Source organism: Streptomyces sclerotialus (assembly GCF_040907265.1).
Classification (GTDB): domain Bacteria; phylum Actinomycetota; class Actinomycetes; order Streptomycetales; family Streptomycetaceae; genus Streptomyces; species Streptomyces sclerotialus.
In genome coordinates, this window is sequence record NZ_JBFOHP010000002.1 from 1,481,616 (window position 1) to 1,496,739 (window position 15,124).

Consider the following 15,124-nt stretch of genomic DNA (forward strand, 5'->3'; position numbering starts at 1 on the left):
TCATGCGCACCGCCCGGTGCCCGGCGCCGTCTCCAGGACGACCGCGGTGAGGACCAGCGCGTCAGCCACCAGCCAGCGCCCGCTGACGGCGGCCGGCAGGCCCGGCGCCCGGCGGGCGGGATGCAGGTGGGCGTCGAACGTGCCGCGCCAGGCATCCGTGCCGAGGCGGTCCGGCTCCCCCAGCTCGACACGGAACTCGGAGAAGTCCAGGAGCCCGGACCCCAGCCCGTAACAGGCCTTGCACGCCGCTTCTTTAGCGGAGAAGGCAACCGTCTCCGCACAGAGACCGGACACGACCGGCCACGCGTGCCGTTCCCCGGGCGTGGCGAAGGCACCGACGAGCTCGGTGACCAGCGGACGGTGCGGCTCGGCATCGATCCCCAGCGCACGTACGTCGCGACGAGCCGCCACGGCGGCCGCGCGGAACCCTGAGCAGTGGGTGATCGAGCCGGTGAACCCCGGCGGCCAGGCCGGTGCTCCGTCAGCCCTCCGCACCAGGTCCGTCGCGGGCGCACCCACCGCGGCCAGCGCCCTCCGCGCCAGCACCCTGCCGGTCACGAACTCGGCCCGCCGCGCGGGCACTGCCCACCCGAGCGACGCCACTTCGCGTGCCGTGGCCCCCGAGGTCAGATCGCAGGTGGACTGAGCCACTTCGACGCCGGTCGGCACGATGTCCGGCAGCGCGCCGATGGTGCATGGGTCCAGTGGTCGAGCAGGCATGTTGAAGACCCCTCCCCCCGTCTCACAGGTGATCGTCAACCGGGTTGACGGTATCAGGGCCCTCGGTGCACCGAGTGGCAATATTGGCCCGAATTCATACCGCCTTGAGGCGGAATCACTGCCTCCCCACCACGGCAGCCCGCACGCCACACCCCGCACGCGCCCTCAACCTGCGCGAACTCACTCCCCCGCACCCGCCTCCCCCGCACCCCCGCCACGCACAAGTGACCTCCGTCACGTCCCCGGGGTGCGCCGTACGGCACGCTCCGTGACCTCGCCCGCCAAGGGGCCGATACCGAGGCTGCACGGCGCCGGGCGCCGGGCATCGAACGGAACACTCCGCGGACTTCTGCGCAGCTTGCTCCGCCGGCGGATGCCGAGATGATCCGCGCCACGGAAGCAGGCAACGGTGCTCCGATACCCGATGACCTCCGGGCGATCCTGCTGATGAACAACGGATGCGACGTTCCGAGTACGGACCGGTGGCGCCTGCTCTGTCCGGACTGCTGCGATGCCGCCGGCCAAGAGCTCGGCATCCTCGGACTCACCCGCACCGAAACTGTTCACCGGCGCATGGCGGGGGGGCGAGCGGTCGACGTTGCCCCCTTCGCCTTCAGACCAGTGACCGACCTTACCGGTCTCCGAATCAAGGAAGGTCCCGTACCGCGACGGTGATCGCCGGGGACCGCTGAACCTGGTGTGGTGTCCCTCAGAGCAGGTCGCGCTCCATCATGTCCTCAGCCTCCTCCCAGGTGAGGAAGGAGCACGATCCGGTGCTCAGGTCGACCGCCACGGGGAGATTTCCGCCCAGCTGCATATCGTCACGGCCGTGATCGAGGTAGTCGACATGGTCGTAGGGAGCGACGAACCGCCCCTGGGCCGTGAAGCAGTACTCAGGGACGATCCTCACGTCGGAGGACGGCCCCCACGCCCTGCTCCGTTCCGCGAGGAACTCTGCGGCCCTGCGCTCGGCTTCTTCCCGGTCGAGCATGTCAGTTGGTCCTCATGAGGTAGTAGCTACCGTACGTTGGCTTTGCCGGATCGGCCTTGCCCTGCTGGAAGTCCAGGAAGACCACCTTCCGTCGATGTTCACGACGTTGAAGTAGTGGCGGTGGTCTGGGTGGCGCACAACGCGGGCAGGGCGGCGCGGGGCCACGCCCGGGCATCGTTCCCGGTCACGGCCTCCGGCGCATCGAGGCGGGTCACCGCGGTCAGCAGCCGCCAGAAGAGGTGGGCGCGCCGACGCCGATCTGGAGCGCGGTCGGGGTGGCGCAGCAGCCACCGCCGGACTGGTCGGCCTCCGGCTCGTCGAAGAGTCCCGCTCCCCCGCACACCCCGGTCTCCGGCAGGGTCAGCTCGACGCGCTCGGCGGCCTCCTGGTCGCCGGCCAAGGCGGCGGCAACGGAGCGGACCTGCTCGTACCCGGTCATCGCGAGGAACGTCGGAGCACGGCCGTAACTCTTCATGCCCACAAGGTAGATGCCCTGCTCGGGGTGGGAGAGCTCCTTGACGCCGTGCGGGTGGACGGTGCCGCAGGAATGGACGTTGGGGTCGATGAGGGGCGCCAGCTCCACCGGGGCCTGCAGACGCTCATCGAGGCCGAGGCGGATCTCCTCCAGGAAGCGAAGGTCGGGACGGAAGCCGGTAAGGGCGATGATCTCGTCGACGGGGGCAAGGCGGTGGCCGTCCTCGGCAACGAGGATGAGCCGCTCGCCGGCCTTCTCGATCTCCCGGGTACGGAAGCCGGTGACCGCGTCGGCGTGCCCCTCGTCCACGGCGGCCTTGGCGCGCAGTCCCAGTGCGCCACGTGCGGGCAGCTGGTCGGCCTCGCCGCCACCGAAGGTGGAGCCGCTGAGGCCGCGCCGCAGAATCCAAGTGGCGTGCGTACCGGGGGCGTCCTTGGCGAGGTCGGCCAGGTAGGCAAGGGCGGTGAACGCGGAGGCACCGGAGCCGATCACGGCGGTGCGCTTGCCGGCGTACCGTTCACGGACGGCCGGGACCTCGAGGTCGGGGACGCGGTAGGAGATCCGGTCAGCGGCCGCACGCTCACCGAGGGCAGGAAGACCGTTGCCGCCGAGCGGGCTGGGCATGGACCAGGTGCCGGAGGCATCGATCACGGCCCGGGCCGTCAGACGCTCTTCGCCGCCGTCGGCGTGCGTGACGTGGACCGTGAAGGGCTGGTCCTCACGGCCCGAGTCCACGACACGATCGCGTCCGGCTCGGGAGACGCCGGTGACGCGAGCACCGAAGCGGACCTTGTCGCCGAGGACGTCTGCGAGCGGCTGGAGGTACCTCTCGGCCCAGTCCGCGCCCGAGGGGCAGGCGGCGCCGTCGGGCCGGACCCAGCCGGTGGGAGCAAGCAGCTTCTCTGCCGCCGGGTCGACGACCTCGGCCCAGGGGGAGAACAGTCGGACGTGGCCCCACTCCCGCACCGCAGCGCCGGCACTGGTACCGGACTCCAGGACGAGCGGCTCCAGACCGCGCTCGATGAGGTGCGCGGCGGCGGCCAGGCCGATCGGGCCGGCCCCGACGACCACGGTGGGCAGAGCGGTGCCGGGCTCAGTCATGTCGGTTCCCCTTGCTTTGATGCATGTCTATGTCTTGTGCGGTCAGCATGACACCTGCTTCGATATGCGTCAACATAGATATGCATCAAAGTAGGCGGTGGGCACGATGGAACATTTCGACATCGCGATCATTGGCGGTGGGCAGTCGGACCTTGCGGCCGCGCATGCTGTACGCGAAAGAGGTCTGCAGCCGGTGGTGCTCGAAGCCTCCGCACAGGCCGCCGGGTCATGGCCTCGGTACTACGACAGCCTCACGTTGTTCTCGCCGGCGCGGTACAACTCCCTGCCCGGGCTGCCCTTCGGGGCGATGGCGATCGCTACCCGCATCGCGACGAAGTGATCGACTACCTCCTGCGGTATGCCGACCGGCTCGACGCGGACATCCGTACCGGCCGTCGAGTGACCGACGTCCGCGCCGACGGCGACAACTTCGCCTTGTCCTTCCAGGACGGCTCCCGCCTGGGCGCGCGGGCAGCGATCGCAGCCACCGGCTACCGCCCTGATCTCGATCATCTCGCGCCTCTCGGCGCCCTGGACGGCCAGGGAAATCCGCACCACCGCGACGGATACTCGACGGCCCTTCCCCGCCTGGCCTATGTCGGGCTGGAGTGGCAGCGCAGCCTCTCCTCCGCTTCGATACGCGGAGTCGGTCGCGACGCCCGTCGTGCGGCCCGCCGCCTGGCCTCGCACCTCGCTCACTGACACTGCCTCATGGGGGACGTCACGCACCCCCTGGGCTCTTGGTTCGACGTATGTCAACATAGATGCATGTCGAACGCTAAGGCGCTGCCACTGCTGGAGGCCACTTCTGGCGTGGAGCCGTGCTGCCCGCCGCTCACCGAGCGCCCCTTCACCGCGGAAGAGGCCGCCCGGGCCGCCGTGATGTTCAAAGCGCTCGGTGACCCGGTGCGGCTCCGCCTGTTCTCCTTGGTCGCCTCGCACGAGAACGGCGAGGCGTGCGTCTGCGACATCTCCGACGTCGGCGTCTCCCAGCCCACGGTGTCCCACCACCTGAAGAAGCTGAAGGAAGCCGGCCTGCTGACCTCGGAGCGCCGCGGGACCTGGGTCTACTACAAGGTCGCCCCCAGCGTGCTGGCGGCCATGGGTCAGCTGCTGACCGCTGCCGGCTGAAGCACGCTGCCGCCTTCACCGCCGAATGGCGACGATCTCGACCTCCGCGTTCCTTGCGCGCAGTCGCCGGACCGACTGGAGCAGGGGCACCCGAACGAAGGCGAAGAGGGAGTCCACCGCGATGCCCTGGCCGTCCTTGAGGAGGATGGCGAAGACCATCCGCAGTGTGCCGAAGTCGTCGAGCATTCGATGGTCCGGCGTGTTGCGTTCCACCTGCGCCAGGAACTTGTTGCGGACCACCAGGTCACTGCGCAGCGTCTCGACTGCCACCCTGCCTGGGCAAAGAGGTGGTTGAGCGGGGCGGTGCTCGAGGTGGCCTTCCTGACGCAGATGAGCTCGGTTGTACCAGTCCTCGTCGTGGGTGCCCCGCTTCTTGACGATCTTCCCCTTGGGGCAGGCCGGCAGGGTGACGGTCGGTGGCTTGGCGAAGAGTTCCTCCAGCTCGTCCTTCAGGGTTTGCAGGAAGCCTGCACCCGCCTCGTACCAGTTGCCTTGCCCGTAGAAGTAGCGCTCGCCATTGACGGCGACATCGGCGATCAGCCACTCCCGGCCCTTGGTGCCGGGCCGGCGGCGTCTGGTAGCCGTCGTCGCTGCACATGGTGTTCCGCACTTGGCCGGCCGGAAGAGGGACCCGGTTGGTTGTCATGCATGAGGCAAATCCCCAAGATTCTTCCGAAGGTGAGCTTCGTGTGGAGAACGGTGAGAGGCTGAGGAGCGGGTTCGGCAGCGGCTACCTCGCCTTTTCGTCCTTCGTCACCCGGCAGGCGAAGCACTTGTACGCCTGCTGCCCGGAGAGGTTGTCGTAGTAGCCGTCGTCGGGGAGCGTGTTGGCCGGCTCGTAGCGCGGGGCGCCGAAGATGTCTCCCACGCGTTGAGCGGGGCCGAAGGTGTTCGGTACGAAGATGGTGTCCTCGCGGATGCCGTCCCACAGCAGGGCCGTGCCGGTGACCGCGCCTCGTGGGCTCTCCACCTTCACCGGGTCACCGTCGGCGATACCCGCGGCCCGGGCCGTGCGCGGATGGATCTGGATCAGGCGAATGCCGTTGAGCTGCTTGCCGGTGTACGTCCAGTGAGTGACCTCGGCGAAGTGGACGACGCTGGGGCGTCCCGTCATGCCCATCAGGGGGTAAGCACCATGCGGGGCGCGGTCGGGCCGAGCGCCGATGGTCACCGGGTGGGTGAGTGCCTGCGGATTGATCGGGTTGGTGACGAACGAGGACGTGTAGCGCAGGGTGGGGTGGTCGCCGGTGACTTCCGGGTGGGTGTAGAAGACGGGCAGGGCGCCGTGGCCGGCGGTCGAGAGGCGGTCGTCCAGTTCCTTGGTGAAGATCTCGACCTTGCCGGACGGGGTGAGGAAGCGCTTCCCCTTGTACTTGGGACCGAGGCTTTCGGCGGCCTGGTACCAGGACGGGTGGTCGAGGAAGAGGGTGCTCACGCCCGGGTGGTCCGTGCTGGGGCAGGGCCATCGGAGCGGCTCGGCGCGGCGGCTCATGCGGTGGGCGGTCATGCCGGCCATGCCCGGGGTGTGCCGGACGAACGCGGACCACAGCTCGCGGTAGTCCAGCCACTTCTCCGGGAATGCCTCCCGCCATTCATCGGCCGGGCGACGGCTGTCGAGTCGGGCGATGGCGTGCGCGAGGCCGATCCAGATCTCCCAGTCCGGACGTGAGTCACCGACGCGGGGAACGGCCTGCTCCTGCCAGCGGATCGCACGGTCGTCGCGCCGCATGTACACGCCGTCCATCTCCAGCCCGCTGCACACGGGCAGGATGATGTCGGCGTAGTAGGCGGGCTCCTCCATGAAGAGGCCGGTGCAGACGAAGAATTCGAGCTGCTCGAAGGCTTCCCGGACGCGCTTGGAGTTGGCGGAGGAGACGAGCGGGTTGCCCTGGGAGACGATCGCGCGCAGGCGGTACGGCCGACCGGTGAGGATGGACTCGGCGAAATAGTCGGGGCCGACCGGCAGGGCATCGGTGCGCTTGGGCGTCTCGGCCTCGAGCGGCGGGAGGTGCAGGTCACCGGGCCAGGTGTTGTGCATGAAGTTGCAACCGCCGCCCGGTACGCCGATGTTGCCGGTGACCGCCGCGAGGAAGGTGAGTGCGCGGTAGGTGTCGAAGGCGCCGAGCTGGTGGGAGATGCCGGCGTTGCAGAAGATCGCAGCGGGCTCGGCGGAGGCGTACTCCTCGGCGATGGCTTTGATGGTGGCCTCGGGGACACCGGTCACCTCGGATGCCCAGGCTGCGGAGTAGCGGTGGTCGATCAGGTGCTCGCGCAGCTCGTCGAAGCCCAGGACCCAGCGGTCGACGAACTTCTGGTCATGCCGGTCGGTGGTGATGATGTGGTGCAGCATGCCCAGGACGAGGGCGTAATCGGTGTGCGGCTTGGGCGCGATCCAGCGGTCGGCCTGTGCGCCGGTGGGCGTCAGGCGGGGGTCGACGACGGTCAGCTTGGCACCGGTCTTCTTCCGCTCGCGCAGCAGGTACTCGTACGTCACCGGGTGGGTCTCGGCCTGGTTGGTCCCCAGGAGCAGTAGGTAGCGGGCGGCACCGAGGTCCTGCTTGCCGGTGGCGCCGTCGACGCCGTAGCCGTTGGTGAAGTTGCCGAGGCCGAAGGAGGCGGTGAGGGCGTTGGCTCCGGCGTCGTTGCACACCGGGCCGACATCGGTGTTGTTCGGACTGCCGAGCATGGCGAACATCCGGGCGACGAGCGAGCCGGTGCCGCGGGGCATCCGTCCGGTCGTACGGTTGGCGATCGTATGGGCCTGCCCCGCGTCACGCAGTTCGAGGAACTTGCGGGCGATGGTGGTCAGCGCCTCGTCCCAGCTGATCTTTTCGAAGCGGGAATCGGGTGAGCCCTTCTTGCCGGACACCCGCCGGAGCGGAGCGGTCAACCGCTCGGGGTTGTAGACGAGCTGGGGCATGAGGTCGGCCTTCACGCACAGGCCGCCGGCCTGGACCGGGTCATCCTGCTCGCCGCGTACGGCGATCACGCGATCGGCCTTGAGGGCGATGTGAAGACGGCAGTTGGCATTGCAGAACTGGCAGGCGGTGGCGACCGTACGGTCGGGGGTCAACGCGGCCGACCGCACGGTGAAGTCGGGGTCCGGCGTGCTCCTGCCGTGCTCGGCGCCCGGAGCGGGCGTCGCTGCGGAGACCGCAGATGTTGCCGCGGAAGCCGGAGCGGCAGCGCCGAGGACCGGCAGGCTCATTCCGACTCCGCCGGCCACGGTTCCGTTCACAAAGCCCCGGCGGGACACGTTTCGCTCGTCTCTTCTCACCTGACAACTCCTCGGCAACAGCACTCGATCGCGGTTGGCAAGGAGTCTGGCGAGATCGGCACCGCTCAGGCCAGAGCATTCGGCTGACATGTACGTGCGTGGGCACTGTCCTGCCTCGGTCGCGACGGACGATGCCCACGGACTCAGCGGCGCGTCGTCACGCCCAGTAGGCCGGCGATCTCGCGGGCCATCTCCCGGGCGGGGCGGCCAACACCGATCAGGGTGGCCGAGGCCGGGCCGGTCCAGTCGCCGTAACCGAGCAGGTGCACACGAGGTTCGGCATCCACGCGGGTACCGGTGGTGGCGATCCTGCCGTTGCTCTGACGGAGGCCGAGTGGGGCGAGGTGGGAGAGCGCGGGGCGGAAACCGGTGCACCAGATGATCGCGTCGGCCTCCGTCTGCGTACCGTCGGCCCGGACCGGGCCTTTCGGGGCCAGCCGCGCGAACATCGGCCGGGCGGTGAGCAGCCCGCGGTCTCGCGCCTCTCGTACGGGCGGCACCGCGACGATGTCACCGAGGGACGCCACGCCGCCGGTGTCCCCCTCCCCCGCGTCGAGCGCGCGGCGGCGGGCCGTGGCCGCGTCGAAGAGGGCGCGGCCGTCGATGTCGTCGGCGAGGTAGCGCGGGGGCTGCTTGGTCACCCAGGTCAGCTCGGTGTGCTCTGCCAGATCGGCGGCGATCTGGGCCCCGGAGTTGCCGCCGCCGACCACGATCACCCGCTGGCCCTCGAAGTCCTTGGGGCTCCGGTAGCCGACCGTGTGCAACTGGGTCCCCCGAAAGACGTCCGCGCCCGGAATCGCGGGCAGGAACGGCCGCCACCAGGTACCGGTGGCACTCACCACTGCCCTCGCATGCCAGGTACCGGAGCCGGTTTCGACGCGCAGAGCATCACCGTCCCGGTGGACTGCCTCCACTCGTACGGGCCGCAGGACGGGGAGGTCGTAACGGCGTTCGTAGTCGGTGAGGTAGTCGACGACGTGTGCGGCGTCCGGGTACGTCTCCCCCGGCTGGCCGGGCATGAGACGCCCGGGCAGGGAGGAGTAGGCGGCCGGGGAGAACAGGTGCAGGGAATCCCAGGTGTGTCGCCATGCGCCGCCCGGCCGCTCCTGAGCGTCGAGGATGACGAAGTCGATGTTCAGGCGCCGGAGGTGGTAACCGGCGGCGAGGCCCGCTTGCCCGCCGCCGATCACCACTACGTCGGTACGTCGCGTCATCGTGCGGCGGGCGCGAACTTCTTGCGCCAGGCCAGCGAGACGTAGACCAGCGCGACGAGCACCGGCACCTCGATCAGCGGGCCGACGACGCCGGACAGAGCCTGGCCGCTCGTGACGCCGAAGGTGGCGATGGCGACGGCGATGGCCAGCTCGAAGTTGTTGCCCGCGGCGGTGAAGGCGAGGGTCGCGGTCCGGTCGTAGGCCAGACCGATTCCCTTGCCGAGCAGGAAGGTCCCCGCCCACATCACGGCGAAGTAGACCAGCAGCGGCAGCGCGATCCGGGCTACGTCCAGCGGCTGCGTGGTGATCGTCTTCCCCTGCAGCGCGAAGAGGATGACGATCGTGAACAGCAGGCCGTACAGCGCCCAGGGGCCGATCTTCGGCAGGAAATTCGACTCGTAGCGCTCGCGGCCGAGCCTCTTCTCGCCGATGCGTCGGGTGAGGAAACCGGCGAGCAACGGTACGCCGAGGAAGACGATGACGTTCAGGGCGATGTGCCACACCGGGACGTCCAGGCCCTGCCCGTTCCCGAGGCCGAGCCATTGGGGCAGCAGGTCGAGGTAGAACCAGCCGAGCAGGCCGAAGGCGATGACCTGGAAGACCGAGTTCAGTGCGACGAGGACGGCGGCGGCCTCGCGGTCGCCGCAGGCCAGGTCGTTCCAGATGATCACCATGGCGATGCACCGGGCGAGCCCGACGATGATCAGCCCGGTGCGGTACTCCGGCAGATCCGGGAGGAAGATCCAGGCCAGCGCGAACATCACGGCCGGGCCAACGAGCCAGTTGATGACCAGGGAGGAGACCATCAGCTTGCGGTCACCGGTGACGGCGTCGAGCTTGTCATAACGGACCTTGGCCAGCACCGGATACATCATGACCAGCAGGCCGAGGGCGATCGGGAGCGAGATACCACCGATCTCGACCTTGCTGAGCACGTCACCCAGGCCCGGGATGGCCCTGCCGAGACCGAGGCCGACTGCCATGGCCGCGAGGATCCAGACGGCGAGGAAGCGGTCGAGCGTCGACAGCTTGCCGACGACCCCCGCTTCCTCGGTGCTGGTCACCTCGGTGGTGGCTGGGGATGCTGTCCTCGTCACGGGCAGGGCCTCTTTCGCGCACTGTCGACGGTCGTACGGGCGGACGCGGCCAGCTCCGCGAGCTGGCCGGCCAGGTGCTCGATGACGTCAGGACGCAGCTTGTAGTAGGTGAAGCGGCCACAGGGTTCGGTGTCCACCACTCCCGCCTCTCTGAGCACCTTCAGGTGGTTGGAGAGGTTGGTCTGCCGGGCGCCGGTCTCCGCCACCAGGTGGGTCGTACACAGCGTCTCTTTTGCAAGCAGTTGCACGATCTGGAGCCTGAGCGGGTCACCGAGAACCCTGATCAGGTCAGTATCGACTGACGTCATCATGCACTGATACTCTCACATCAGCGGATGCTGATACCAGCCCGCACTGATGCCTCGCGAGACAAGAGAGAACCCGATGCCCGAGAAGCCCTCCGTACTCTTCGTCTGCGTGCACAATGCCGGCCGCTCGCAGATGGCCGCCGCCTGGCTGACCCACCTCGCAGGGGACCGGGTCGAGGTGCGCTCGGCGGGATCCGCCCCGGCCGACACCGTCAACCCGGCCGTGGTCGAGGCCATGCGCGAGGTCGGCATCGACATCGCCGCCCGGACCCCGAAGATCCTGACCGTCGAGGCGGTCCAGGCCTCCGACGTCTGCATCACCATGGGCTGCGGGGACGCCTGCCCGGTCTTCCCCGGCAAGCGCTACCTGGACTGGAAGCTGGAGGACCCGGCCGGCCAGGGCGTGGACGCCGTACGCCCCATCCGCGACGAGATCAAGTCCCGCATCGAGGGCCTGATTGCCGAGATCGCTCCCTCATCGCGGTAAAGACCAGGTTGCGTACCGAGCGCTGGGTAACATCACGAACTCGTGCCGCCGTGGGATCGACGAGGTCGAGGGCGTTGCGCGAGGCGCCGTGTTCGGGCTTGATCCAGTCCTGCACGGCGAGCGTCAGGATGGCCCTGCCGGGCTCGGAGGCATTGCCTACAGCCACGACGTCGCCTTCGGCGCTCTTCCGGGAACAGGCGACCCGTTCTTCGGGGGTTTGGCCCTGCCCTGTTTCTTGGTCGTCGGCGGATGACGGAGCGGGACCGTTATCTCCCATGCTGGAGATGGCACACGAGTGATCGAATCTCGCGGATGCGAGGAGCGTAAGAGCCGAACCCCTCGCTGTCGCCCCACCTGCAACAGGTCGCAGGAGACGCTCCGTTACGGCCGCTCGCCCCTTGCCTCTGGCGCAGCAGCTGATGCGAGGCGGCTGCGGATGGTCGTGACCTGGACCGGCCGATCGGCCCGGCCGCCCCGTCCACAGCTTGCGGTCGAGATCACCTCGCGGACTTCCGGTCACAGCCGCCGGAACGCCTCCCGACATGATCCGTGACCTCGAACGCCATGGGGCAGATACTGAGCTGAACGGCATCGGGAGGGATCAGTGCAGGGCCGGGAAACTGCCCTGACGGCATGTCAGGGAAGTCGGCATCGGGTCAGCATCGGCCCCGCCGGAAGCCGCTCAGGAGCGACATGGACCGCCAAGATCGAGAGCTGGGCATACGTACCGCGACCAGCGGAAACACTGCTCAGAGGCCAGGCTGCTAATCTCACCAGGAGGTACCCGTGAAGATGCTGATGAATGTGCCGGAGAGCGTGGTCGCGGATGCGTTGCGGGGGATGGCGGCGGCGCATCCGGAGCTGGTCGTCGACGTCGACGGACGGGTCGTGGTGCGGCGGGACGCGCCGGTGTCCGGGAAGGTCGCGCTCGTGTCGGGCGGTGGCAGCGGGCACGAGCCGCTGCACGGAGGGTTCGTCGGGCCCGGCATGCTGGACGCGGCCTGCCCGGGTGAGGTGTTCACCTCGCCGGTACCGGACCAGATGGTGCGGGCGGCGGCAGCGGTGGACAGCGGCCAGGGCGTGCTGTTCATCGTGAAGAACTACACCGGTGACGTACTGAACTTCCGGATGGCGGCGGAGCTCGCGGAGGACGAGGGAGTACAGGTCGCCAGCGTGCTGGTCGACGACGACGTGGCGGTGACGGACTCGACGTTCACGGCCGGGCGGCGCGGGACCGGGGCGACACTGTTCGTGGAGAAGATCGCCGGTGCGGCGGCCGAGGAAGGACAGCCGCTCGAACGGGTCGAGGCGGTCGCCCGCCAGGTCGTGCAGTCCTCGCGGAGTTTCGGGGTCGCGCTCAGCGCGTGTACGACACCGTCGAAGGGCACCCCGACGTTCGACCTGCCCGCCGGAGAGCTGGAGTTGGGGATCGGCATCCACGGCGAACCGGGGCGCGAGCGGCGGCCGATGATGACCTCGGGCGAGATCGCCGACGCGTCGGTGGACGCGGTCCTGGACGACTGGCAGCCGAGGGGCCCGGTACTGGCACTGGTCAACGGCATGGGCGCGACACCGCTGCTGGAACTGTACGGGTTCAACGCGGAGGTGCAGCGGGTGCTCGGCGAGCGCGGCGTGTCGGTGGCCCGCACGCTCGTCGGCAACTACGTGACCTCGCTCGACATGGCGGGCTGCTCGGTGACGCTGTGCCAGGCGGACGAGGAGCTGCTGCGCCTGTACGACGCGCCGGTACAGACGCCCGGGCTACGGTGGGGGCGCTGACCTGCCCGGACCGACTGCCCGCCGGCCCGACTGCCCGACTGTCGGCCTGCCCGCCTGCCCGCCGGTCGGCCGGTCGGCCGGCGAGCCTGCCCGCGAATGACCCGTACCTGTACCTGTACCCGTACTCGTATCCGTACCGCAGATCTCAGGAGCAGCACGTGACCGAAACGGCCCTTGACGCCGCGCTCTTCGTCCGCTGGATGCAGGCTGCCGCCGCCCGGGTGGACCGGGAGGCCGACCGCCTCACCGAGCTGGACTCCCCCATCGGCGACGCAGACCACGGCAGCAATCTGAAGCGCGGCTTCACGTCCGTCGCCAAGGCCCTGGAAACGGACCCGCCGGTGACGCCCGGAGCCGTACTGACCACCGCGGGACGGCAGTTGATCTCGACCGTGGGCGGCGCCTCGGGGCCGCTGTACGGGACGCTGCTGCGCCGTACGGGCAAGGCACTGGGTGACGCGCCGGGCGTGACGGCGGAGGAACTGCAGGCCGCGCTGCGCGGCGGGGTCGAGGCCGTGGCCCAGCTGGGCGCCTCCGCCGTGGGCGACAAGACGATGCTGGACGCGCTGGACCCGGCGGTCGAGGCGCTGGGCACCTCCTTCGCCGCCGCTGCCGAGGCCGCCGAGAAGGGCGCGGTGGACACCACTCCGCTGCAGGCTCGCAAGGGCCGGGCGAGCTACCTGGGTGAGCGGAGCATCGGGCACCAGGACCCGGGGGCGACCTCGGCCGCGTTGTTGTTCGCCGCGCTCGCGGAGGTGACCGCATGAGCACGGCAGCGGCGCCGGCCGGGAACGGCGCGGCCGGCGGCACCGGCGCGCTCGTCGGGATCGTGCTGGTCTCGCACAGCGGCGCGGCGGCCGAAGCGGTCGCGGAGCTGGCCGTCGGGCTGGCGGGCGGCGATGCGAAGGCACCTGTCGCGGCGGCGGGCGGCACACCCGACGGCGGCCTCGGAACGAGCGCCGAGCTGATCACCGAGGCCGCCCGTACGGTCGACCGCGGCGCCGGCGTGGCCGTCCTGGTCGACCTCGGCAGCGCCGTCCTCACGGTGAAGGCACTGCTCGCCGAGGGCGACGAGCTGCCGGAGGGGACCCGGCTGGTGGACGCGCCGTTCCTGGAGGGGGCGGTGGCCGCCGTGGTCACGGCCTCGGCCGGCGCCGACCTGGACGCGGTGGCCGCCGCGGCCGGAGAGGCGTACTCCTACCGCAAGGAGTGAGCGGCAGCTACCGCAAGGAGTGTGCGGCGGCGCCGACCGGGCCGGTGCGGTGCGAAGAGGCGCCGCGCCGGCCTCACAGCGTCACCGGTAGCGCTTCCAGGCCCCGCATCAGCCGGGTGTGGCGGTAGCGCAGTCCGGCGGCCGGGACGGCGAGGCGGAGGCCGGGGAAGCGGGTGAGCAGGGCGGTCAGTACCGAGGCGGCCTCGGCGCGGGCCAGCGGGGCGCCCAGGCAGCGGTGGATGCCGTGGCCGAAGGCGAGGTGGCCGGCCGCTTCCCGGTCGAGGTCGAGCGTGTCCGGGTCGGCGTACCGCGCCGGGTCGCGGTTGGCCGCGCCGGGTGAGATGAGCACCGGCGCTCCGGCCGGTATGTCCGTCCCGCCGAGCGTCAGCGGCTCGGTGGCGTACCGGAAGGTCGCGACCGACACCGGGGAGTCGTACCGCAGCAGTTCGTCGAGCGCGTCGGGCACCAGCTCGGGACGGTCGCGCAGCCGGGCCGCGGCGTCCGGGTGGGCGAGCAGGGCGAGCGTCGCATTACCGATGAGGTTCGTGGTGGTTTCGTGTCCGGCGACCAGGAGCAGGACGGCGAGCGAGACGAGTCCGTCCTCCTCGAGCCGGTCGGCCCGGTCGGCGCCGTGCCGCGCGGCGATCAGCGCGGAGAGCAGGCCGTCGTCGGGCGCCGCGCGCTTGGCGGCGACGAGCCGGCCGAAGTACTCCGCCACCTCGTGCGAGGCCGTGTCGGTACGGTCCGGAGCGCCCGCCTCGAACAGCTCGTCCGACCAGGTCCGCAGCCGCGTGCGGTCCTCCTCGGGCACGCCGAGGAGGTGACAGATGACGGTGACCGGGAGCGGCACGGCGAGCTCCGCGACGATGTCGACGGTGTCGCCGGTGCGCCAGTCCCGCGTCAGGTCGGCCGTCAGCCCGTCGAGGTACGGGCGGAGCCGGGTGACGGCGCCGGTGGTGAAGGCGGGGGCCACCAGGCGGCGCAGCCGGGTGTGGTCCGGCGGGTCGGTGGCGAGCATGGTGTGCGCGAGCGCGGGGTGCAGCCGGCGGCCGGTGGGCCGTCCGGCGAAGTAGCGGGCGGTGTCCTTGGACAACCGCGGATCGGCGAGCGCGGCACGGGCGGCGGAGTAGCCGGTGACGAGGAAACCCGGCGGGCCGTCACCGCGCGGTGGGAGGGGGTGCACGGGGGCCGCGGACCGCAGTCGGGCGTAGGTGGCGTAGGGGTCCTGGAAGAAGTCCGGGCCGTAGAGGTGCGCGCTCATGGTGTCAGTACGGTAGTCGTGTGCTGCGCTGCGCCTGGCCGGGGCTCCGCGAGCCTGGGACGCGGCGGGG

The 15,124-nt window shown here is 70.1% G+C and carries 16 protein-coding genes and 1 pseudogene; 7 read left to right on the forward strand and 10 right to left on the reverse strand.

The annotated features are described in order from the left end of the window. The 3 genes from AAC944_RS06535 to AAC944_RS06545 all read right to left on the reverse strand — a co-directional run bounded on the left by AAC944_RS06535 (position 1) and on the right by AAC944_RS06545 (position 3,287). Positions 1-720, reverse strand: coding sequence for a 4'-phosphopantetheinyl transferase family protein (locus tag AAC944_RS06535; RefSeq protein WP_107054090.1), 720 nt, complete (start codon positions 718-720; stop codon positions 1-3). Positions 721-1,429: 709 nt separating this feature from the next. Next, on the reverse strand, positions 1,430-1,711 hold the full coding sequence (locus AAC944_RS06540) for a hypothetical protein (protein ID WP_030611017.1): 282 nt from the start codon (positions 1,709-1,711) through the stop codon (positions 1,430-1,432). A 220-nt stretch (positions 1,712-1,931) separates the two neighbouring features. Next, positions 1,932-3,287, reverse strand: a complete 1,356-nt coding sequence (locus tag AAC944_RS06545; protein WP_030611015.1) for an NAD(P)-binding domain-containing protein — start codon at positions 3,285-3,287, stop codon at positions 1,932-1,934. Positions 3,288-3,393: 106 nt separating this feature from the next. Between AAC944_RS06545 and AAC944_RS06550 the strand changes: the two genes are divergently transcribed. The 3 genes from AAC944_RS06550 (at position 3,394) to AAC944_RS06560 (ending at position 4,418) form a co-directional block, all read left to right on the forward strand. Then, complete coding sequence (locus AAC944_RS06550) at positions 3,394-3,627, forward strand: hypothetical protein (RefSeq protein ID WP_030611013.1); 234 nt, start codon at positions 3,394-3,396, stop codon at positions 3,625-3,627. Then, entirely contained in the window at positions 3,624-3,989 is a 366-nt protein-coding gene (locus tag AAC944_RS06555) for an NAD(P)/FAD-dependent oxidoreductase (protein ID WP_030611011.1), read from the forward strand. The genes AAC944_RS06550 and AAC944_RS06555 overlap by 4 nt, the downstream gene beginning before the upstream one ends. A gap of 66 nt (positions 3,990-4,055) precedes the next feature. After that, positions 4,056-4,418: an ArsR/SmtB family transcription factor gene (locus AAC944_RS06560; RefSeq protein WP_030611009.1), complete on the forward strand. Its 363-nt coding sequence runs from the start codon at positions 4,056-4,058 to the stop codon at positions 4,416-4,418. 15 nt (positions 4,419-4,433) lie between these two features. On the opposite strand, the gene AAC944_RS06565 is transcribed toward AAC944_RS06560, so the two are convergent. From AAC944_RS06565 to AAC944_RS06590, 6 genes and pseudogenes are all read right to left on the reverse strand, one after another. After that, entirely contained in the window at positions 4,434-4,688 is a 255-nt protein-coding gene (locus AAC944_RS06565) for a DUF6119 family protein (RefSeq protein ID WP_030611008.1), read from the reverse strand. A 69-nt stretch (positions 4,689-4,757) separates the two neighbouring features. After that, positions 4,758-4,961: pseudogene (locus tag AAC944_RS06570) on the reverse strand (DUF6119 family protein); the annotation flags it as partial. A 187-nt stretch (positions 4,962-5,148) separates the two neighbouring features. Continuing rightward, positions 5,149-7,626, reverse strand: coding sequence for a molybdopterin-containing oxidoreductase family protein (locus AAC944_RS06575; protein ID WP_078888394.1), 2,478 nt, complete (start codon positions 7,624-7,626; stop codon positions 5,149-5,151). 212 nt (positions 7,627-7,838) lie between these two features. Beyond that, positions 7,839-8,909, reverse strand: a complete 1,071-nt coding sequence (locus AAC944_RS06580) for an ArsO family NAD(P)H-dependent flavin-containing monooxygenase (RefSeq protein WP_030611004.1) — start codon at positions 8,907-8,909, stop codon at positions 7,839-7,841. Beyond that, entirely contained in the window at positions 8,906-10,006 is a 1,101-nt protein-coding gene (arsB, locus tag AAC944_RS06585) for an ACR3 family arsenite efflux transporter (protein WP_030611002.1), read from the reverse strand. Before arsB ends, AAC944_RS06580 begins: the two co-directional genes overlap by 4 nt. Then, positions 10,003-10,317 carry an ArsR/SmtB family transcription factor gene (locus AAC944_RS06590; RefSeq protein ID WP_030611000.1) on the reverse strand — a complete coding sequence of 105 codons (315 nt, stop codon included), beginning with the start codon at positions 10,315-10,317 and terminating at the stop codon, positions 10,003-10,005. The genes arsB and AAC944_RS06590 overlap by 4 nt, the downstream gene beginning before the upstream one ends. A gap of 73 nt (positions 10,318-10,390) precedes the next feature. On the opposite strand from AAC944_RS06590, the gene AAC944_RS06595 reads away from it, so the two are divergent. From AAC944_RS06595 to AAC944_RS06610, 4 genes are all read left to right on the forward strand, one after another. Further along, complete coding sequence (locus AAC944_RS06595) at positions 10,391-10,801, forward strand: arsenate reductase ArsC (protein ID WP_030610997.1); 411 nt, start codon at positions 10,391-10,393, stop codon at positions 10,799-10,801. Positions 10,802-11,587: 786 nt separating this feature from the next. Further along, a complete protein-coding gene (dhaK, locus tag AAC944_RS06600) occupies positions 11,588-12,580 on the forward strand; it encodes a dihydroxyacetone kinase subunit DhaK (RefSeq protein WP_030610993.1) in 993 nt (330 codons plus the stop codon). Positions 12,581-12,780: 200 nt separating this feature from the next. Continuing rightward, positions 12,781-13,347 carry a dihydroxyacetone kinase subunit DhaL gene (dhaL, locus tag AAC944_RS06605; protein WP_030610991.1) on the forward strand — a complete coding sequence of 189 codons (567 nt, stop codon included), beginning with the start codon at positions 12,781-12,783 and terminating at the stop codon, positions 13,345-13,347. Continuing rightward, a complete protein-coding gene (locus tag AAC944_RS06610; RefSeq protein WP_051871524.1) occupies positions 13,344-13,793 on the forward strand; it encodes a PTS-dependent dihydroxyacetone kinase phosphotransferase subunit DhaM in 450 nt (149 codons plus the stop codon). The genes dhaL and AAC944_RS06610 overlap by 4 nt, the downstream gene beginning before the upstream one ends. Before the next feature lie 73 nt (positions 13,794-13,866). Here AAC944_RS06610 and AAC944_RS06615 read toward each other — a convergent pair whose 3' ends face one another. Beyond that, positions 13,867-15,054, reverse strand: a complete 1,188-nt coding sequence (locus AAC944_RS06615; RefSeq protein WP_030610985.1) for a cytochrome P450 family protein — start codon at positions 15,052-15,054, stop codon at positions 13,867-13,869. Between the last annotated feature and the right edge of the window lie 70 nt (positions 15,055-15,124).

Coding starts and splice junctions, on each gene's coding strand:
- AAC944_RS06535 (WP_107054090.1), bottom strand. CDS start 720: ATGCCTGCTCGACCACTGGACCCATGCACCATCGGCGCGCTGCCGGAC.
- AAC944_RS06560 (WP_030611009.1), top strand. CDS start 4,056: ATGTCGAACGCTAAGGCGCTGCCACTGCTGGAGGCCACTTCTGGCGTG.
- AAC944_RS06590 (WP_030611000.1), bottom strand. CDS start 10,317: ATGATGACGTCAGTCGATACTGACCTGATCAGGGTTCTCGGTGACCCG.
- AAC944_RS06595 (WP_030610997.1), top strand. CDS start 10,391: ATGCCCGAGAAGCCCTCCGTACTCTTCGTCTGCGTGCACAATGCCGGC.
- AAC944_RS06580 (WP_030611004.1), bottom strand. CDS start 8,909: ATGACGCGACGTACCGACGTAGTGGTGATCGGCGGCGGGCAAGCGGGC.
- AAC944_RS06540 (WP_030611017.1), bottom strand. CDS start 1,711: ATGCTCGACCGGGAAGAAGCCGAGCGCAGGGCCGCAGAGTTCCTCGCG.
- dhaL (WP_030610991.1), top strand. CDS start 12,781: ATGCAGGCTGCCGCCGCCCGGGTGGACCGGGAGGCCGACCGCCTCACC.
- AAC944_RS06550 (WP_030611013.1), top strand. CDS start 3,394: ATGGAACATTTCGACATCGCGATCATTGGCGGTGGGCAGTCGGACCTT.
- AAC944_RS06545 (WP_030611015.1), bottom strand. CDS start 3,287: ATGACTGAGCCCGGCACCGCTCTGCCCACCGTGGTCGTCGGGGCCGGC.
- AAC944_RS06615 (WP_030610985.1), bottom strand. CDS start 15,054: ATGAGCGCGCACCTCTACGGCCCGGACTTCTTCCAGGACCCCTACGCC.
- AAC944_RS06575 (WP_078888394.1), bottom strand. CDS start 7,626: ATGAGCCTGCCGGTCCTCGGCGCTGCCGCTCCGGCTTCCGCGGCAACA.
- AAC944_RS06610 (WP_051871524.1), top strand. CDS start 13,344: ATGAGCACGGCAGCGGCGCCGGCCGGGAACGGCGCGGCCGGCGGCACC.